This window comes from Roseateles sp. P5_E8, assembly GCF_054177665.1.
In genome coordinates this window covers 1-14,539 of the sequence record NZ_JBGCUM010000087.1, presented here as the reverse complement: position 1 = coordinate 14,539, position 14,539 = coordinate 1, and the positions used below count along the sequence as shown (strand labels likewise).

Genomic DNA, 14,539 nt, shown 5'->3' with positions numbered 1-14,539 from the left:
GACGCTCGACGAGGCCGGTCGCGGCGGCGTGTCGCACCTCCATCTCGCCGTTGCGCATGACGTGCAGGAAACCGCGGCTGGGCTGGGCGTCGAAGTGGGTCACGCCGCACAGCGGGCCGGTGTGGAAGAGGCTGGCGCGCACGCGGAAGCGCTCGAACAGCGGGCTGAGGCGATCCAGCGGCGGGGTGTCGGTCACGGGACGGATAGGTTGAATTTGTGGACTTTATGATACCTATCGTTCCCGCCGTGCCGCGACAGTGGAGTTCTTCCTCCACTGCCACCAAAGGGCGACCCCATGACCTCCCGCGTTCCTCTCGTCTCCGCCACCGACACCCCCGCCGCCAGCCGCCCGCTGCTGGACGCCGTGCACGGCGCCTTCGGTGCCACCCCCAACATGTTCCGCGCCGTCGCCAACTCGCCGGCTGCACTGCAGGCGATGTGGGGCTTCTTCGGCGCGCTGGGCAGCGGCGCCATCCCGACCCGCTTGAGCGAGCAGATCGCCGTCGCCGTGGCCGACCGCAATGCCTGCGAGTACTGCCTTGCCGCCCACACGGCGCTGGGCCGCAAGGCGGGTGCCTCTTCCGCAGAGATGACCGCCGCCCAGGCCGGCGAGTCGACGGACCCTGCGACGGCCGCCGCGCTGCGCTTTGCGCTCAAGCTCGTTGAGCAGCGCGGCCAGGTCGGCGAGGCCGATGTCGCGGCCCTGCGCACGGCCGGCTTCAACGACGGCCAGATCGTCGAGATCCTGGCCCACGTCGCGTTGAACCTGTTCACCAACTACGTGAATGTCGCATTCGCCGTGCCGGTGGATTTTCCCGGTGTGAAGCTGCGTTCGGCGGCTTGATCGACGAGGTGGCGTAGCGATGATGTCGCCCATGAAGACCGTGCTCGCGCTGCGCCACCTCGCCTTTGAAGACCTGGGCCTCATGGCGCCGCTGCTGCGCGAGCGCGGCTTCGAGGTCCGCTATCACGAGGCCGGTGTCGACGACTTCGCGGCCATCGACCTGGACTCGGTCGACCTTCTCGTCGCCCTGGGTGGGCCGGTCAGCGTCGAGGACGATGCCAACTACCCCTGGCTTGCCGATGAGGTCGCGCTGATCAGGCGCCGGCTGGACTCTGGCCGGCCGCTGCTGGGCATCTGCCTGGGCGCGCAGATCATGGCGCGTGCGCTGGGCGCCGCGGTGCGGCCCATGGGCGTCAAGGAGATAGTCTTTGCGCCGCTGGCGTTGAGCGAGGCGGGGCAGGGCACGGCGCTCGCCGAACTGGGCAGTCAGCCGGTGCTGCACTGGCATGGCGACCAGTTCCAGTTGCCTGCGGGCCTGCCGTCGTTGGCCGCTACGCCGGTCTGCCCGCACCAGGCCTTCGCGCCCCATGACCGGGCGCTGGCCCTCCAGTTCCATCCCGAGGTCGACCCGGCGCRCATCGAGCAATGGCTGATCGGCCACGGTGACGAACTTGCCGCCGCCGGCATCCGGCCGCAAACGCTGCGTGAAGCCGCCAAACAACAAGGCCCCGGACTTGCCGAGGCCTTGAGGCGGTGGATGCAGCGGTGGCTAGACCAGGCCTTGCTTTGACGCCAGCACGGCCGCTTCCGCACGGCTGGACACGTTGAGCTTCTTGTAGATGCTCTTGATGTGGTCGTTGACCGTGAACCACTTGATGCCCATCAGGTTCGCGATCTCCTTGATCGTGAAGCCCTTGCTCAGATAGGTCAGCACTTCGCTCTCGCGGGGCGTCAGGCGCTCCCACTCGGGCGGCGGGTCCAGCGCGACGTTGCGGCTGTTGCTGAAGGGCGCATGTGAGGACGACAGCGAGCCGAAGCCGGAGTTCAGCGGCATGGTGCCGCTGTCGCCGGAGGTCGACGGGCGGAAGTGCGACAGCAGGCGGCGCGCGATGGCCGGCGACAGCGGTGGCTGGCCGCGCACGATGCGTTGCAGCTCTTCCACCAGCACTTCAAAGCGGTCTTCTTTCAGCAGATRGCCGTCGGCGCCGCATTGCAGGGCAGGGAAGAGGTGGTCGTCGTCGGAGTAGAGCGTCGTGACGATCTTCAGCGACGGGGAGCCGGTGAGCTCGGTCAGGAACTCCATGCCGTTGCCGTCGGGCAGTTCCAGGTCGACGAGGATGAGCTTGAAGCCGCTATCCGGCGCGCTGCTGGTGAGCTTGGCAACTTGGCGGCGTGCGTTCTCGAGATCGCCGACCTCGGTGATCTCCATCGCATCGCTGAAGCTCTCGCGCACCACGCGGCACAGGAAGCTGCGGGCGACGGGGTTGTCTTCGATGATGAGGACTTTGACGGTCATGGCGGGGGAGGCACGGTGGCTGTCGAATCGACCGACGAATGTATCGCACGCATCTCGCCGTCATGGGGCGAGACTGCGGGGGGGCAAGCCCCCGTTTCAGGCTTCATGCATTGGTAAGAACCAACTTGCCGACGACCTCCCGAGCGGCCATGCGCGCGAAGGCGGCGGGCAGTTGCTCCAGCGGCAGCACGCGGTCCAGCACCGGCTTGATCTTGCCGGCGGCGTACCAGGCGGCCAGTTCGCCCAGCATCCTGGCGTTGCGGCTGGGCTCGCGCTTGGCGAATTCGCCCCAGAACACGCCCACGAGGGACGCGCCCTTTAGCAGCGCCAGGTTGAGCGGCAAGGCCGGAATGGCGCCCTGCGCAAAGCCGATGACGAGATAGCGGCCGCGCCACGCGATGGAGCGGAAAGCGACCTCGGCCAGGTCGCCACCGACCGGGTCGTAGATGACGTCCGGGCCCTTGCCTGCGGTCAGCCTTTTCAGCTCGTCACGCAGGTTCTGCGTCGTGTAGTTGATGCTCGCGTCGGCGCCGAGGGCCTTGCAGGCCTCGCACTTGGCGTCGCTGCCCGCGGCGGCGATGACGCGGGCGCCGGCTGCCTTGGCGATCTGGATGGCCGCCGTGCCGACGCCGCCGGCCGCGCCGAGGATGAGCACGGTTTCACCTGGTTGCAAAGCGCCACGGTCGATGAGTGCGTGGTGGCTGGTGGCATAGGTGCAGATGAAGGCGGCCGCGTCCTCGAAGCTGAAGGCGTCCGGCAGCGGCATGGCCAGCATGGCGGGGATGCAGACCTCGGTCGCGAAGCCGCCCAGGCCACCAAACGCTGCGACGCGCTGGCCGACGGCAAAGCCTTTAACGCCTTCGCCCACCTCGCTGACGATGCCCGAGAACTCCGTGCCCGGCACGAAGGGCAGGGGCGGCTTCATCTGGTACTTGTTCTGCACGATGAGCAGGTCAGGGAAGTTCAGGCTTGCGGCCTTGATCTGCACGCGGATCTGGCCAGCGGCAAGCACCGGCGGAGGCAGTTCCTGAAACCGCAGCGCCTCGACGCCCACCGGGTTTTCGCAGACCCATGCCTTCATCGCCGTCTCCTCTTGAATTTGAAGAGGCCATCATAGAAATCCACTCGGTTACACCCGGTCTCGCAGGTGACGCCCTCCCTACAATTGGCCGCCATGCGCATCCTGATTTCCAACGACGACGGCTACCTCGCTCCCGGCCTTGCCGCCCTGGTCAAGGCCTGTGAGGGCCTGGGCGAGATCGAGGTCATCGCCCCCGAGCAGAACGCCAGCGGCACCTCCAACTCGCTGACGCTGAACCGGCCCCTCAATGTCTACCGCGCCGCCAACGGCTTCCGCTACGTCAGCGGCACGCCATCGGACGGCGTCCACCTCGCGCTGAGCGGCCTGCTGGGCTACCGGCCTGATCTGGTGCTGTCGGGCATCAACAACGGCGCCAACATGGGCGACGACACGCTGTACTCCGGCACTGTCGCGGCGGCCACGGAGGGCTATCTGTTCGGCATCCCGTCCATCGCTTTCTCGCAAGCCGAGAAGGGCTGGGTCGAGCTGGAGGCTGCTGCTCGCCTGGCCCGCAGCCTTGTTGAGCAGGTGATTGCAGGCGGTCTGGGTCAGGCCTTCCTTCTGAACGTCAACATCCCCAACCGCCCCGACGCTGACACGCTGCCGCGCCGCATCACGCGGCTGGGCCGCCGCCACTCGAGCGAAAGCATCATCGAGCAGATCAACCCGCGTGGCGAAACGATCTACTGGATCGGCCCGGCAGGTGATGCGCGCGAAGCGGGCGAGGGCACCGATTTCCACGCCACGTCCAACGGCGCCGTGTCGATCACGCCGTTGCAGGTGGACCTGACTGAGCATTCATCGCTCGGCGCCTGGGCGCAGCGCCTCGGAATCTGATGACGACACCGAAGCGCTTCCCCGCCAGCCTGAAGTCGGCCGCGGCGCCGCAGCGTGAGCTGCTGATGCCGCAGCGCCATCTGCACCAGGCCACGCGTGACGCGGCCCGCCTGGCGCGGCCAAACGGCAAAACTACGGGCACCGGGCTGGACAGCGGCGCGGTGCGGCAGCGCATGGTGGGCCGGCTGCGCGCCGAAGGGCGTTTCGACGAGCAGGTGCTGGCCGCCATGGCGGCGGTACCGCGCCACGAGTTCGTCGACAGCGCGCTCGCCGCCCAGGCCTATGAAGACACGGCCCTGCCCATAGGCCACGGCCAGACGATCTCCAAGCCTTCGGTCGTGGCCCACATGTTGGGCCTGTTGATGGCCGGTGCCGGTGCCCGGCAGCGCGGCTCGCTGGGCAGCGTGCTGGAGATCGGCACGGGCTGCGGCTACCAGGCTGCCGTCATCGCCATGCTGGCGCGCCAGGTCACGTCCATCGAGCGGCTGCAGGCCCTGCATGACAAGGCCAAGCTGAACCTGCAGCGCATCGTGCTGCCCAGGTCGCCGCGCCTCATTTGGGGCGACGGCCGCATCGGCCATTCGGCCAGCGGGCCGTTCGACAGCATCATTGCGGCCGCCGGCGGCGAGGACATTCCGGCCGCCTGGACCGAGCAATTGGCGCCGGGCGGCCGCCTCGTCGCGCCCACGGCGGCGAGCGGTCGCGGGCAGGTGCTGGTGGTGCTGGATCACGTCGTTGAAGGCGGCGTCAGCCGCTGGCTGCGCAGCGAACACGAGGCCGTGCTCTTCGTCCCCCTAAAATCTGGCGTCGTCTGACGGGGTCGCTGGCGCATCGCGCCACACAATCCGGGCGGCCCCCAAGCCCTAGCCACACGATGCCCTCACGCCTGCGCCACCTCCTTGCCCTCGTCGCCACCTCGCTGCTGCTCAGTGCCTGCAGCAGCATTTCGCTGAACCAGGCTCCGGTGGAGGACCGCAACCCCGCAGCGCCCAAGCCTGCGGCGTCCGCGCCCGCGCCCGCGGCGTCTGCCCCTGTCGTGGCCGAAGTGAAGCCGCTGCCTGGCGCCGAGAACGCCGGCAAGCCGGGCTACTACACGGTCAAACCGGGCGATGCCTTGATCCGCATTGCTCTGGACAACGGCCAGAGCTGGCGCGACGTGGCCAAGTGGAACACCCTGGAGAACCCCAACCGCATCGAGGTCGGCCAGGTGCTGCGCGTCGTGCCGCCGGGTGTCGACGCGTCAAGCGTGACGGCCAAGCCCATCGCGAGCGCGGCCAAGGTCGAGACCCGGCCGCTGGATGCCAAGCCGCCGCTCGCTTCGGCCAGCGCCGCCTCGGCCGCCGCCGTCACGGCAGCCAAGGAGCCGCCGAAAGAAGCAACCGGCTCCGACGAGGACAACCTGGCCTGGGCTTGGCCGGTTTCCCTGCCCGTCAGTGCCGGTTTCGACGATCAGCGCAACAAGGGCCTGGACTTTGCCGGCAAGCCGGGCGACCCGGTGCTGGCCGTCGCAGATGGTCGCGTCGTTTACGCAGGTTCGGGCTTGCGCGGCTACGGCAACTTGGTCATCATCAAGCACAACAACACCTACCTGACCGCGTATGCCCACAACCGGGCAATGCTCGTCGAGCAGGACCAAGTCGTACGCAAGGGTCAGAGGATTGCCGAAATGGGTTCCACCGAGAGCGACACCGTCAAGCTGCACTTCGAAGTGCGGAAACTGGGCAAGCCTGTCGACCCGTCCAAGCTGTTGCCGGCGCGCTGAGTCAGCCGGTTAGCGATCAAGCACATCGGGCCAGCGACCACGCCATGAAACACGCTGCGCCCAAGTCCAACGGCCATGCCGGCGCGACCCATGAGCCCGGTGTCATGCTGGCCATGAACGGCGTTACAGATACTGAGCCCGCCACCGACGCGCCCGACGAGGATGTCCAGGCGCTGCGCGGCAATGCCAATGGCAACGGCCATGAGGTCGAGGTGGGCAATGCGCTGCAGGCCTATCTGCGCGACATTCGCCGCACGCCGCTGCTGACGCCGCAGCAGGAGTTCGACACGGCCGTGGCCGCCCGCGCGGGGGACTTCGATGCCCGCCAGGCCATGATCGAGCACAACCTGCGCCTGGTCGTCAGCATCGCCAAGAACTACCTGGGCCGCGGCCTGCCGATGAGCGACCTCATCGAGGAGGGCAATCTCGGCCTGATGCATGCCATCAGCAAGTTCGAGCCGGAGCGGGGCTTCCGTTTCTCGACCTATTCGAGTTGGTGGATTCGCCAGAGCATCGAGCGCGCGCTGATGCACCAGGCCCGCCTCGTGCGGCTGCCGGTGCATATCGTGCGCGAACTCAACCAGGTGCTGAAGGCGCGCCGCGCGCTGGAGGCGCTGCAAAGCGCCAACGGTTCTGAGGGCCGCGTGCGCGCCGAGGACATTGCTCAGGCGCTGGGTCGGCCGGTCGATGAAGTGGCCGAGTTGCTGGCCTACGCCGAACTGCCGAGTTCGCTGGACTCGCCCGTGGACCGCAACGGTGAGGGCGGCGAGTCCATGCTGGACCTCGTTGCCGACGATCAGGCCATCGACCCCATGGGCCTGCGCCTGTCGCACGAGGTGGAGCTGCTGTTGCAGCACGGCCTTGCGAGCCTGAACGACCGCGAGCGCGAGGTGCTGGCCGGGCGCTACGGCCTGTCGGACCGCGAGCCCGAGACGCTGGACGTGCTGGCCGTCCGCCTGAAGCTGACGCGCGAGCGCATCCGCCAGATCCAGATCGAGGCGCTGGCCAAGTTGAAGCGCAACATGATGCGTCACGGCGTGGATCGGGACTCGATCTTCTAGGCTGGCGAGGCCTGCCGGGATAATCCCGGCCCTATGACTCAGACAACGGAATGGCTCAAGGTCGAAAGCATCGAACTTGAAGCACAAGGCGTGGCGCACAACGCCGAGGGCAAGGTGGTCTTCATCGATGGCGCCTTGCCGGGCGAGATCGTGAAGGCGCAGATCTCACGCCGCAAGAACAACTGGGAGCAGGGCCAGCTCACCGAGATGAAGAAGGAAAGCCCGCTGCGCGTGACGCCGGGCTGCCCGCACTTCGGCCTGCATGCCGGCGCCTGCGGCGGCTGCAAGATGCAGCATCTGCATGCGGGCGCCCAGGTGGCGGTGAAGCAGCGAGTCGTCGAGGACCAGCTCTGGCATCTCGGCAAGGTCAAGGCCGAAGTGCTGCTGCGGCCCATCGAGGGCCCGACCTGGGGCTACCGCTACCGCGCGCGCTTCTCGGTGCGCTATGTGCAGAAGAAGGGCACGGTGCTGATCGGTTTTCACGAGCGCAAGAGCCGCTACGTGGCCGACATGCAGGTCTGCAAGGTCGTGCCCAAGGTCGTCAGCGACCTGCTGATGCCGATGCGCGAGCTGATTGCCGGCATGGCCGAACGCGACCGCCTGCCGCAGATCGAGCTGGCCATGGGCGACGAGGTCATCGCGCTGGTGCTGCGCCACCTGAACCCGCTGCCGGACGGCGACCTGATGCTGCTGCGTGAGTTCGCAGCGAAGCATGGCGTGCAGTGGTGGCTGCAGGCCAAGGGGCCGGACACGGTCAAGCTGCTCGACGAAGGCGGCCCGCAACTGGCCTACAGCCTGCCCGAGTTCGGCGTGACGATGCCGTTCAAGCCGACCGACTTCACCCAGGTCAACCCGCACATCAACGCGACGCTGGTCGGCCGCGCGCTGCGCCTGCTGGCCGTCGAGCCCAGCGACCGCGTCATCGACTGGTTCTGTGGCCTGGGCAACTTCACGTTGCCGTTGGCTACKAAGGCGCGTGAGGTGCTGGGCATCGAGGGCAGTGAGACCCTCGTGCAGCGCTCGCGCGAGAACGCGGCGGCCAACGGCTTGGCGCACAAGACCAGCTTCGTTGCGCGCAACCTGTTCGAGATGACGCCCGAACTGCTGGCCCTGGACGGCACGGCCGACCGTTGGCTCATCGACCCGCCACGCGAAGGCGCCTTCGCGCTGGCGAAGGCCGTGGCGGACATCGCGCTCGACCCGTCGTTGGCGCCCGGCTGGGCGCCGCCGAAGCGCATCGTCTACGTCAGCTGCAACCCGGCGACGCTGGCGCGCGATGCCGGCCTGCTGGTCAACGTGGCGGGCTACCGCTGCACGGCGGCGAGCGCGGTGAACATGTTCCCGCACACGGCGCATGTCGAATCGATTGCGGTCTTCGAGCGCTGACCAAGCGGCCTACCTGCGTCTCCGCGTAAGTCCGGGGTGCTGAATCCCGCACAGTGGACAAAATAGATAAACAACGCTGTTTAGTTTTGTTTATCAAAAATCCATCGACGCGGAGACAGGCAAGCCATGTTCAATCGTTTCAAAGTTGCTCGACTGCTGGGTCTGGCCTGGCTGGCGCTGAGCCTGTCGGGGCCGGCGCAGGCTCAAGTAGACGGCGCGTGGGCGCTGGGGGCACTCAAGCGCGGCGTCAACATCGTCGGCTATGACGCGCTCTGGACGGATCCGGCCAAGGCGCGCTTCCAGCCGCGCCACATGCAGGCCATCCGCGACGGTGGCTTTGACCATGTGCGTTTCAACCTGCACGCCTTCGCTCACATGGACGCGGAGAACCGCCTGTCTGCGCAGTGGTTCAAGACGCTGGATGAACTCGTCGACGCCGGCCTGAAGGCGGGCCTGCAGGTCATCCTCGACGAGCACAACTTCAACGAGTGCGCCAAGGAGGCGGACTTGCCGTCCTGCCGCGTGCGTCTGCAGGCTTTCTGGCGCCAGGTCGCTACCCGTTACCAGGGCGCCTCCGACGCGGTGGTCTTCGAGATCCTGAACGAGCCCAACGGGGCGGCCGATGCGGTGTGGAACGACATGCTGGCCGAGAACCTGGCCATCATCCGCGAGACCAACCCCAAGCGCCGCGTCATCGTCGGCCCCAAGTCCTGGAACTCGCTGGACCAACTCGACAGCCTGCGGCTGCCCGAGGCCGACCGGCGGCTGATCGTCACCTTCCACTACTACACGCCGATGCCGTTCACCCACCAGGGTGCGTCGTGGACGCCGGAGTTCCAGAAGCTGTCCGGCATCACCTGGGGCACGGCGGCCGAACGGGAAAAGCTGGGCAAGGACCTGGACGCCGTCAAGGCCTGGGCTGACAAGACCGGCCGGCCCATCCTGCTGGGCGAGTTCGGTGCGCTGGAAAGCGCCGGCATGGCGCAGCGCGTGGCCTGGACGTCTGCCGTTGCCCGCGCTGCCGAGGCGCGCGGCTTTGCCTGGTCGTACTGGCAGTTCGACTCCGACTTCGTGCTCTGGGACATGAAGGCTGACGGTTGGGTCAAGCCAATCCACGGCGCCCTGGTGCCCGAGAAGGCGACGGCCGCGCCGGCGGCGGCCAGGGCGACCGACCCGGCGCTGGACTACCTGATCAACACGCCGCGCGTCACGACCTGGTCGGTCTACGGCGACGGCCAGTCCAGCCAGCAAGTGCCGTGTGCTGCAACCGGCAAGGTCTGCCTGCGGGTGGCGCTGCAGTCCGCCAAGCCCAATGTCTGGGACATCGGCGCCGTCGCGCCGCTGCAGGGCAACATCGCCAAGGGCGACAAGCTGCAGGTTCTCGTCTGGGCAAGGCTGGACACGGAGGACGCCAAGGCCCAGGCCGTCGTGCCCATGCTGCTTCAACTGGGTGCGCCGCCCTACACGGCCGTGATCTCGGGTTCGGTCACGTTGACGAGCAAGCTGGAGGCTGTGGCCATCGGCGGCGTGGCCACCGAAGGCTTCGCTGGCGGCACGGTCAACCTGGCATTGCAACTGGGCCGGCTCGGCCAGCCCGTCGTGCTCAGCGCGCCCTATGTGCTGAAGAACTACAAGCCGGCGCCGTAGTTCTCAATTCGCAAAAAGGAAAAAGGCGGCCAAGGCCGCCTTTCTCATTGGTGCCGACGCGAATCAGTCGCGGTCGCCGCCGAAGATGCCCAGCAGCGACAGCAGGCTCTGGAACACGTTGTAGATGTCCAGGTAGATGGCCATCGTCGCGCTGATGTAGTTGGTCTCGCCGCCGTCGATGACGCGCTTGATGTCGTACAGCATGAAGGCCGAGAACACGCCCAGCATCAGCACCAGGATGGTCAGCATCAGCGCCGACGACTGCAGGAAGAAGTTGGCGATGCAGGCGACCAGCAGCACCACGGCGCCGACGGTCAGGAACTTGCCCATGGACGACAGGTCGCGCTTGATGACCGTGGCCAGCGTGGCCATCGTGAAGAAAATCGCCGCCGTGCCGCCGAAGGCCGTCATGACCAGCGTCGTGCCGTTCTTGTAGCCCAGCACATGGCCGATCAGGCGCGACAGCATCAGGCCCATGAAGAAGGTGAAGCCGAGCAGGGCCGCAACGCCGATGGCGCTGTCCTTGGTCTTCTCGACCAGGAACATCAGGCCGAAGGCGCCGACGAAGAACACGATCATGCTGGTACCCGGACTCATCGCCCGGAACAGACCGCTGGCGACGCCGATCCAGGCGCCCAGCACCGTGGGCACCAGAGACAGGGCCAGCAGCCAGTAGGTGTTGCGCAACACGCGCTGGCGGTCGGCGGCGAGGCCTACGTTGGCGTAGCCGTATTGGGGTTGCAGGCTTTCGTTCATGACGATCCTCCGGGAGACGAATGGGAAACCGCAGGGATTCTAGGGCGGCATCAGCCGGCTACATTGGGGGCTGTCCCTTGGAAAGCAAGCCCATGAAACAGCAAACTCAACTCGAATTTTCCGACGTCAAACGCATTGCCGCTGCCGCGGAAGCACATGCCCTTGAGAAGGGCTGGGCCGTCTCCATCGCCATCGTCGACGCTGGCGGCCACCTGCTGTGGCTGCAGCGGCTGGACGGCGCGGCGCCGATTTCGGCCCAGATCGCGCCCGCCAAGGCCCACACGTCGGCGCTGGGCCGGCGTGAGTCCAAGGTGTACGAGGACATGATCAACGGCGGCCGCATGTCCTTCCTCAGCGCACCCGGCCTTGCCGGCACGTTGGAAGGCGGCGTGCCCATCCTCGTCGACGGCCAGGTGGTTGGTGCGGTCGGCGTGAGCGGCGTCAAGTCCAGCGAAGACGCGGAGATTGCCAAGGCGGGTATTGCTGCCCTCTGAGGCGGCACTTTGAGGCGGCGCGAAGCCGTCACGAGGCGGTCACGAAGCCTCCGTACTAACCCGGGGCGGCTATACTCGATGGGTTTACCTGAACCCATCGCTGCCCGGCGCCAAACCTCTTCGGTTTCTGCAAGTTGACCCGTCTTCCGATGGGTTGATCTGGGCACGCGACCCACTTGCGGAGACCCTTTGTGCTGACCGACCTGCTCCATCCCCCTCAAGCAATCCTGGCTCTGGCGGATGGGACGGTGTTCCGAGGCCAATCCATCGGCGCCACTGGTCAGACGGTCGGCGAAGTGGTGTTCAACACCGCGATGTCCGGCTACCAGGAAATCCTGACCGACCCGAGCTACTGCAAACAGATCGTCACGCTGACGTATCCGCACATCGGCAGCTACGGCATCAGCGCCGAAGACGTCGAAGCCGGCAAGGTCCACGCCGCCGGTCTGGTCATCAAGGACCTGCCGCTGCGCGCGTCCAACTTCCGTTCCGACAAGACGCTGGACGCGTATCTCCGCGAGCAGGGCACGATCGCCATCGCCGGCGTCGACACGCGCCGCCTGACCCGCGTGCTGCGGACCAAGGGCGCGCAGAACGGCTGCATCGTGGCGCTGCCGGCGGGTGTCACGCTGACCCAGGAGCACATCGACGACGCCGTGGCCCAGGCCAAGGCTGCGCCTTCGATGGCCGGCCTCGATCTGGCCAAGGTCGTCAGCCGCACCGAGAGCGAAGTCTGGACCCAGACCGAATGGAAGCTCGAGGGCGGCTATGGCACGCAGACCGCGCCGAAGTTCCATGTCGTCGCCTACGACTTCGGCGTCAAGCTCAACATCCTGCGCATGCTGGCCGAGCGCGGCTGCAAGGTCACCGTCGTGCCGGCGCAGACGCCGGCCAGCGCGGTGTTCGACCTGGAACCGGACGGTGTCTTCCTGTCCAACGGCCCCGGTGACCCGGAGCCCTGCGACTACGCGATCAAGGCCACGGCGCAGCTGATCGAATCGGGCATCCCGGTCTTCGGCATCTGCCTGGGCCACCAGATCCTGGCGCTGGCCTCGGGCGCCAAGACCTTCAAGATGAAGTTCGGCCACCACGGCGCCAACCATCCGGTCAAGGACCTGGACAGCGGCCGCGTCGGCATCACCAGCCAGAACCACGGCTTCGCGGTCGACCCCGACACGCTGCCAGCCAATCTGCGCGCCACGCACGTCAGCCTGTTCGACGGCACGCTGCAAGGCATCGCACGTACCGACAAGCCGGCCTTCAGCTTCCAGGGTCACCCGGAAGCCAGCCCCGGCCCGCACGACATCGCCTACTTGTTCGATCACTTCGTGTCGTTGATGAACAAGGCCTGAAGGAGGCGCTCCCATGTTCGGCATCACGGACCTCGGCACCTACCTGGCGGCAGCGATCTTCATCATCCTGCTGCCCGGGCCTAACTCGCTGTATGTGCTGTCCGTCGCGGCGCAGCGCGGCGTGCGCGCCGGCTACGTCGCGGCCTGTGGTGTGTTCGTGGGCGACACGGTGCTGATGACGGCGGCGGCTGCGGGCGGCGCGTCGCTGCTGATGGCCAGCCCGCAGATCTTCTTCATCGTGAAGATGGTCGGCGCGGTCTACCTGGGCTGGATCGGCATCCAGCTGCTGCGCGGTGCGATCAACACCTGGCGCGATGGCGTCAAGGCTGACGAGGCACCGCGCCTCGTCGATGCCAGCCAGCCTTTCCGCAAGGCCCTGGTCGTCAGCCTGCTGAACCCCAAGGCCATCGCCTTCCTGCTGTCCTTCTTCATCCAGTTCGTCGACCCGGCCTACCCGCACCCGGCGCTGACCTTCCTGATCCTGGGTTCCATCATCCAGGTGTTGAGCTTCATCTACCTCTCGACGCTGATCTTTGCCGGCGCCCGCCTGGCCGCCGCCTTCCGCGCGCGCCGCCGGCTGTCCAGCACCGCCAACGCCAGCGTCGGCGCACTTTTTGTCGGGTTCGGGGCCAAGCTGGCCACCGCCACTCTTTAAGCAGAACCGCAGACCGCCATGCCGAAACGTACAGACCTAAAAACCATCCTCATCATCGGCGCGGGCCCGATCATCATTGGCCAGGCCTGCGAGTTCGACTACTCCGGCGCCCAGGCCTGCAAGGCGCTGCGCGAGGAGGGCTACAAGGTCGTCCTGGTCAACAGCAACCCGGCGACCATCATGACGGACCCGGACACGGCAGACGTCACCTACATCGAGCCCATCACCTGGCAGGTCGTCGAGAAGATCATCGCCAAGGAGCGCCCGGATGCGGTGCTGCCGACGATGGGCGGCCAGACCGCGCTGAACTGCGCGCTGGACCTGCACAAGCATGGCGTGCTGGCCAAGTACAACGTCGAGATGATCGGTGCCAACGAGCACGCCATCGAGAAGGCCGAGGACCGCCTCAAGTTCAAGGACGCGATGACCAAGATCGGCCTGGGCTCGGCCCGGTCCGGCATCGCGCATTCGCTGGAAGAGGCCTGGGGCGTGCAAAAGCGCATCCACACCGAAATCGGTGGCGCGGGCTTCCCGATGGTCATCCGCCCCAGCTTCACGCTGGGCGGCTCGGGCGGCGGCATCGCCTACAACCCGGAAGAGTTCGAGACCATCTGCAAGCGCGGGCTGGATCTGTCGCCGACCAACGAGCTGCTCATCGAAGAGAGCCTGATCGGCTGGAAGGAATACGAGATGGAAGTGGTCCGCGACAAGGCGGACAACTGCATCATCGTCTGCTCCATCGAGAACCTGGACCCGATGGGCATCCACACCGGTGACTCCATCACCGTGGCGCCGTCGCAGACGCTGTCGGACAAGGAATACCAGCTGCTGCGCAATGCCAGCATTGCCATCCTGCGCGAGATCGGCGTGGACACCGGCGGCTCCAACGTGCAGTTCTCCATCAACCCGAAGGACGGCCGCATGGTCGTCATCGAGATGAACCCGCGCGTGTCGCGTTCGTCCGCTTTGGCATCGAAGGCAACGGGCTTCCCCATCGCCAAGATCGCCGCCAAGCTGGCCGTGGGCTACACGCTGGACGAACTGAAGAACGACATCACCGGCGGCATCACGCCGGCGTCGTTCGAGCCCAGCATCGACTACGTCGTCACCAAGATCCCGCGCTTCGCCTTCGAGAAGTTCCCGATGGCCGACTCGCGCCTGACGACGCAGATGAAGTCGGTCGGCGAAGTGATGGCCATGGGTCGCAC

General features: G+C 66.8%; 16 protein-coding genes. 12 read left to right on the top strand and 4 right to left on the bottom strand.

Annotated features, from left to right (window positions below):
• A partial coding sequence (locus tag ACXRVZ_RS26385) for a cupin domain-containing protein (RefSeq protein WP_458233038.1) occupies nt 1-196 on the bottom strand: 196 nt, incomplete at its 3' end.
• Between the two features lie 99 nt (nt 197-295).
• Between ACXRVZ_RS26385 and ACXRVZ_RS26380 the strand changes: the two genes are divergently transcribed.
• Nucleotides 296-844, top strand: a complete 549-nt coding sequence (locus tag ACXRVZ_RS26380; RefSeq protein WP_457426175.1) for a carboxymuconolactone decarboxylase family protein — start codon at nt 296-298, stop codon at nt 842-844.
• 31 nt (nt 845-875) lie between these two features.
• Nucleotides 876-1,574, top strand: a complete 699-nt coding sequence (locus ACXRVZ_RS26375; RefSeq protein WP_458233037.1) for a glutamine amidotransferase — start codon at nt 876-878, stop codon at nt 1,572-1,574.
• Here the strand turns inward: ACXRVZ_RS26375 and ACXRVZ_RS26370 are convergent.
• Both ACXRVZ_RS26370 and ACXRVZ_RS26365 read right to left on the bottom strand, forming a co-directional pair.
• On the bottom strand, nt 1,554-2,300 hold the full coding sequence (locus tag ACXRVZ_RS26370; protein WP_458233036.1) for a LuxR C-terminal-related transcriptional regulator: 747 nt from the start codon (nt 2,298-2,300) through the stop codon (nt 1,554-1,556). The two genes, ACXRVZ_RS26375 and ACXRVZ_RS26370, sit on opposite strands and share 21 nt — an antisense overlap.
• A gap of 103 nt (nt 2,301-2,403) precedes the next feature.
• A complete protein-coding gene (locus ACXRVZ_RS26365; protein ID WP_457426169.1) occupies nt 2,404-3,381 on the bottom strand; it encodes an NADPH:quinone oxidoreductase family protein in 978 nt (325 codons plus the stop codon).
• A gap of 93 nt (nt 3,382-3,474) precedes the next feature.
• On the opposite strand from ACXRVZ_RS26365, the gene surE reads away from it, so the two are divergent.
• The 6 genes from surE (at nt 3,475) to ACXRVZ_RS26335 (ending at nt 10,074) form a co-directional block, all read left to right on the top strand.
• Complete coding sequence (gene surE, locus ACXRVZ_RS26360; protein WP_457426167.1) at nt 3,475-4,218, top strand: 5'/3'-nucleotidase SurE; 744 nt, start codon at nt 3,475-3,477, stop codon at nt 4,216-4,218.
• A complete protein-coding gene (locus ACXRVZ_RS26355) occupies nt 4,218-5,033 on the top strand; it encodes a protein-L-isoaspartate(D-aspartate) O-methyltransferase (RefSeq protein ID WP_457426165.1) in 816 nt (271 codons plus the stop codon). Before surE ends, ACXRVZ_RS26355 begins: the two co-directional genes overlap by 1 nt.
• 59 nt (nt 5,034-5,092) lie before the next feature.
• Complete coding sequence (locus ACXRVZ_RS26350) at nt 5,093-5,980, top strand: peptidoglycan DD-metalloendopeptidase family protein (protein ID WP_457426163.1); 888 nt, start codon at nt 5,093-5,095, stop codon at nt 5,978-5,980.
• A gap of 44 nt (nt 5,981-6,024) precedes the next feature.
• The gene (rpoS, locus tag ACXRVZ_RS26345) at nt 6,025-7,041 is read left to right on the top strand and encodes an RNA polymerase sigma factor RpoS (RefSeq protein ID WP_457426161.1); all 1,017 of its coding nucleotides are present in this window, start codon (nt 6,025-6,027) and stop codon (nt 7,039-7,041) included.
• A 33-nt stretch (nt 7,042-7,074) separates the two neighbouring features.
• Nucleotides 7,075-8,427 carry a 23S rRNA (uracil(1939)-C(5))-methyltransferase RlmD gene (gene rlmD, locus ACXRVZ_RS26340; RefSeq protein ID WP_457426159.1) on the top strand — a complete coding sequence of 451 codons (1,353 nt, stop codon included), beginning with the start codon at nt 7,075-7,077 and terminating at the stop codon, nt 8,425-8,427.
• A 126-nt stretch (nt 8,428-8,553) separates the two neighbouring features.
• Complete coding sequence (locus tag ACXRVZ_RS26335; protein ID WP_457426157.1) at nt 8,554-10,074, top strand: glycoside hydrolase family 5 protein; 1,521 nt, start codon at nt 8,554-8,556, stop codon at nt 10,072-10,074.
• Nucleotides 10,075-10,137: 63 nt separating this feature from the next.
• Here ACXRVZ_RS26335 and ACXRVZ_RS26330 read toward each other — a convergent pair whose 3' ends face one another.
• Complete coding sequence (locus tag ACXRVZ_RS26330) at nt 10,138-10,830, bottom strand: Bax inhibitor-1/YccA family protein (protein WP_457426155.1); 693 nt, start codon at nt 10,828-10,830, stop codon at nt 10,138-10,140.
• A gap of 92 nt (nt 10,831-10,922) precedes the next feature.
• Between ACXRVZ_RS26330 and ACXRVZ_RS26325 the strand changes: the two genes are divergently transcribed.
• The 4 genes from ACXRVZ_RS26325 to carB form a co-directional block, all read left to right on the top strand.
• Complete coding sequence (locus tag ACXRVZ_RS26325) at nt 10,923-11,324, top strand: GlcG/HbpS family heme-binding protein (protein WP_457426153.1); 402 nt, start codon at nt 10,923-10,925, stop codon at nt 11,322-11,324.
• A 191-nt stretch (nt 11,325-11,515) separates the two neighbouring features.
• Nucleotides 11,516-12,676 carry a glutamine-hydrolyzing carbamoyl-phosphate synthase small subunit gene (gene carA / locus ACXRVZ_RS26320; protein WP_457426151.1) on the top strand — a complete coding sequence of 387 codons (1,161 nt, stop codon included), beginning with the start codon at nt 11,516-11,518 and terminating at the stop codon, nt 12,674-12,676.
• A 13-nt stretch (nt 12,677-12,689) separates the two neighbouring features.
• The gene (gene leuE, locus ACXRVZ_RS26315) at nt 12,690-13,331 is read left to right on the top strand and encodes a leucine efflux protein LeuE (RefSeq protein ID WP_457426149.1); all 642 of its coding nucleotides are present in this window, start codon (nt 12,690-12,692) and stop codon (nt 13,329-13,331) included.
• Nucleotides 13,332-13,349: 18 nt separating this feature from the next.
• A partial coding sequence (gene carB / locus ACXRVZ_RS26310) for a carbamoyl-phosphate synthase large subunit (protein ID WP_458233035.1) occupies nt 13,350-14,539 on the top strand: 1,190 nt, incomplete at its 3' end.

Excerpts from the sequence above, each read along its gene's own strand:
- ACXRVZ_RS26380 (WP_457426175.1), top strand. The coding sequence starts at position 296 with ATGACCTCCCGCGTTCCTCTCGTCTCCGCCACCGACACCCCCGCCGCC.
- ACXRVZ_RS26365 (WP_457426169.1), bottom strand. The coding sequence starts at position 3,381 with ATGAAGGCATGGGTCTGCGAAAACCCGGTGGGCGTCGAGGCGCTGCGG.
- surE (WP_457426167.1), top strand. The coding sequence starts at position 3,475 with ATGCGCATCCTGATTTCCAACGACGACGGCTACCTCGCTCCCGGCCTT.
- ACXRVZ_RS26355 (WP_457426165.1), top strand. The coding sequence starts at position 4,218 with ATGACGACACCGAAGCGCTTCCCCGCCAGCCTGAAGTCGGCCGCGGCG.
- ACXRVZ_RS26350 (WP_457426163.1), top strand. The coding sequence starts at position 5,093 with ATGCCCTCACGCCTGCGCCACCTCCTTGCCCTCGTCGCCACCTCGCTG.
- rpoS (WP_457426161.1), top strand. The coding sequence starts at position 6,025 with ATGAAACACGCTGCGCCCAAGTCCAACGGCCATGCCGGCGCGACCCAT.
- ACXRVZ_RS26335 (WP_457426157.1), top strand. The coding sequence starts at position 8,554 with ATGTTCAATCGTTTCAAAGTTGCTCGACTGCTGGGTCTGGCCTGGCTG.
- ACXRVZ_RS26330 (WP_457426155.1), bottom strand. The coding sequence starts at position 10,830 with ATGAACGAAAGCCTGCAACCCCAATACGGCTACGCCAACGTAGGCCTC.
- ACXRVZ_RS26325 (WP_457426153.1), top strand. The coding sequence starts at position 10,923 with ATGAAACAGCAAACTCAACTCGAATTTTCCGACGTCAAACGCATTGCC.
- leuE (WP_457426149.1), top strand. The coding sequence starts at position 12,690 with ATGTTCGGCATCACGGACCTCGGCACCTACCTGGCGGCAGCGATCTTC.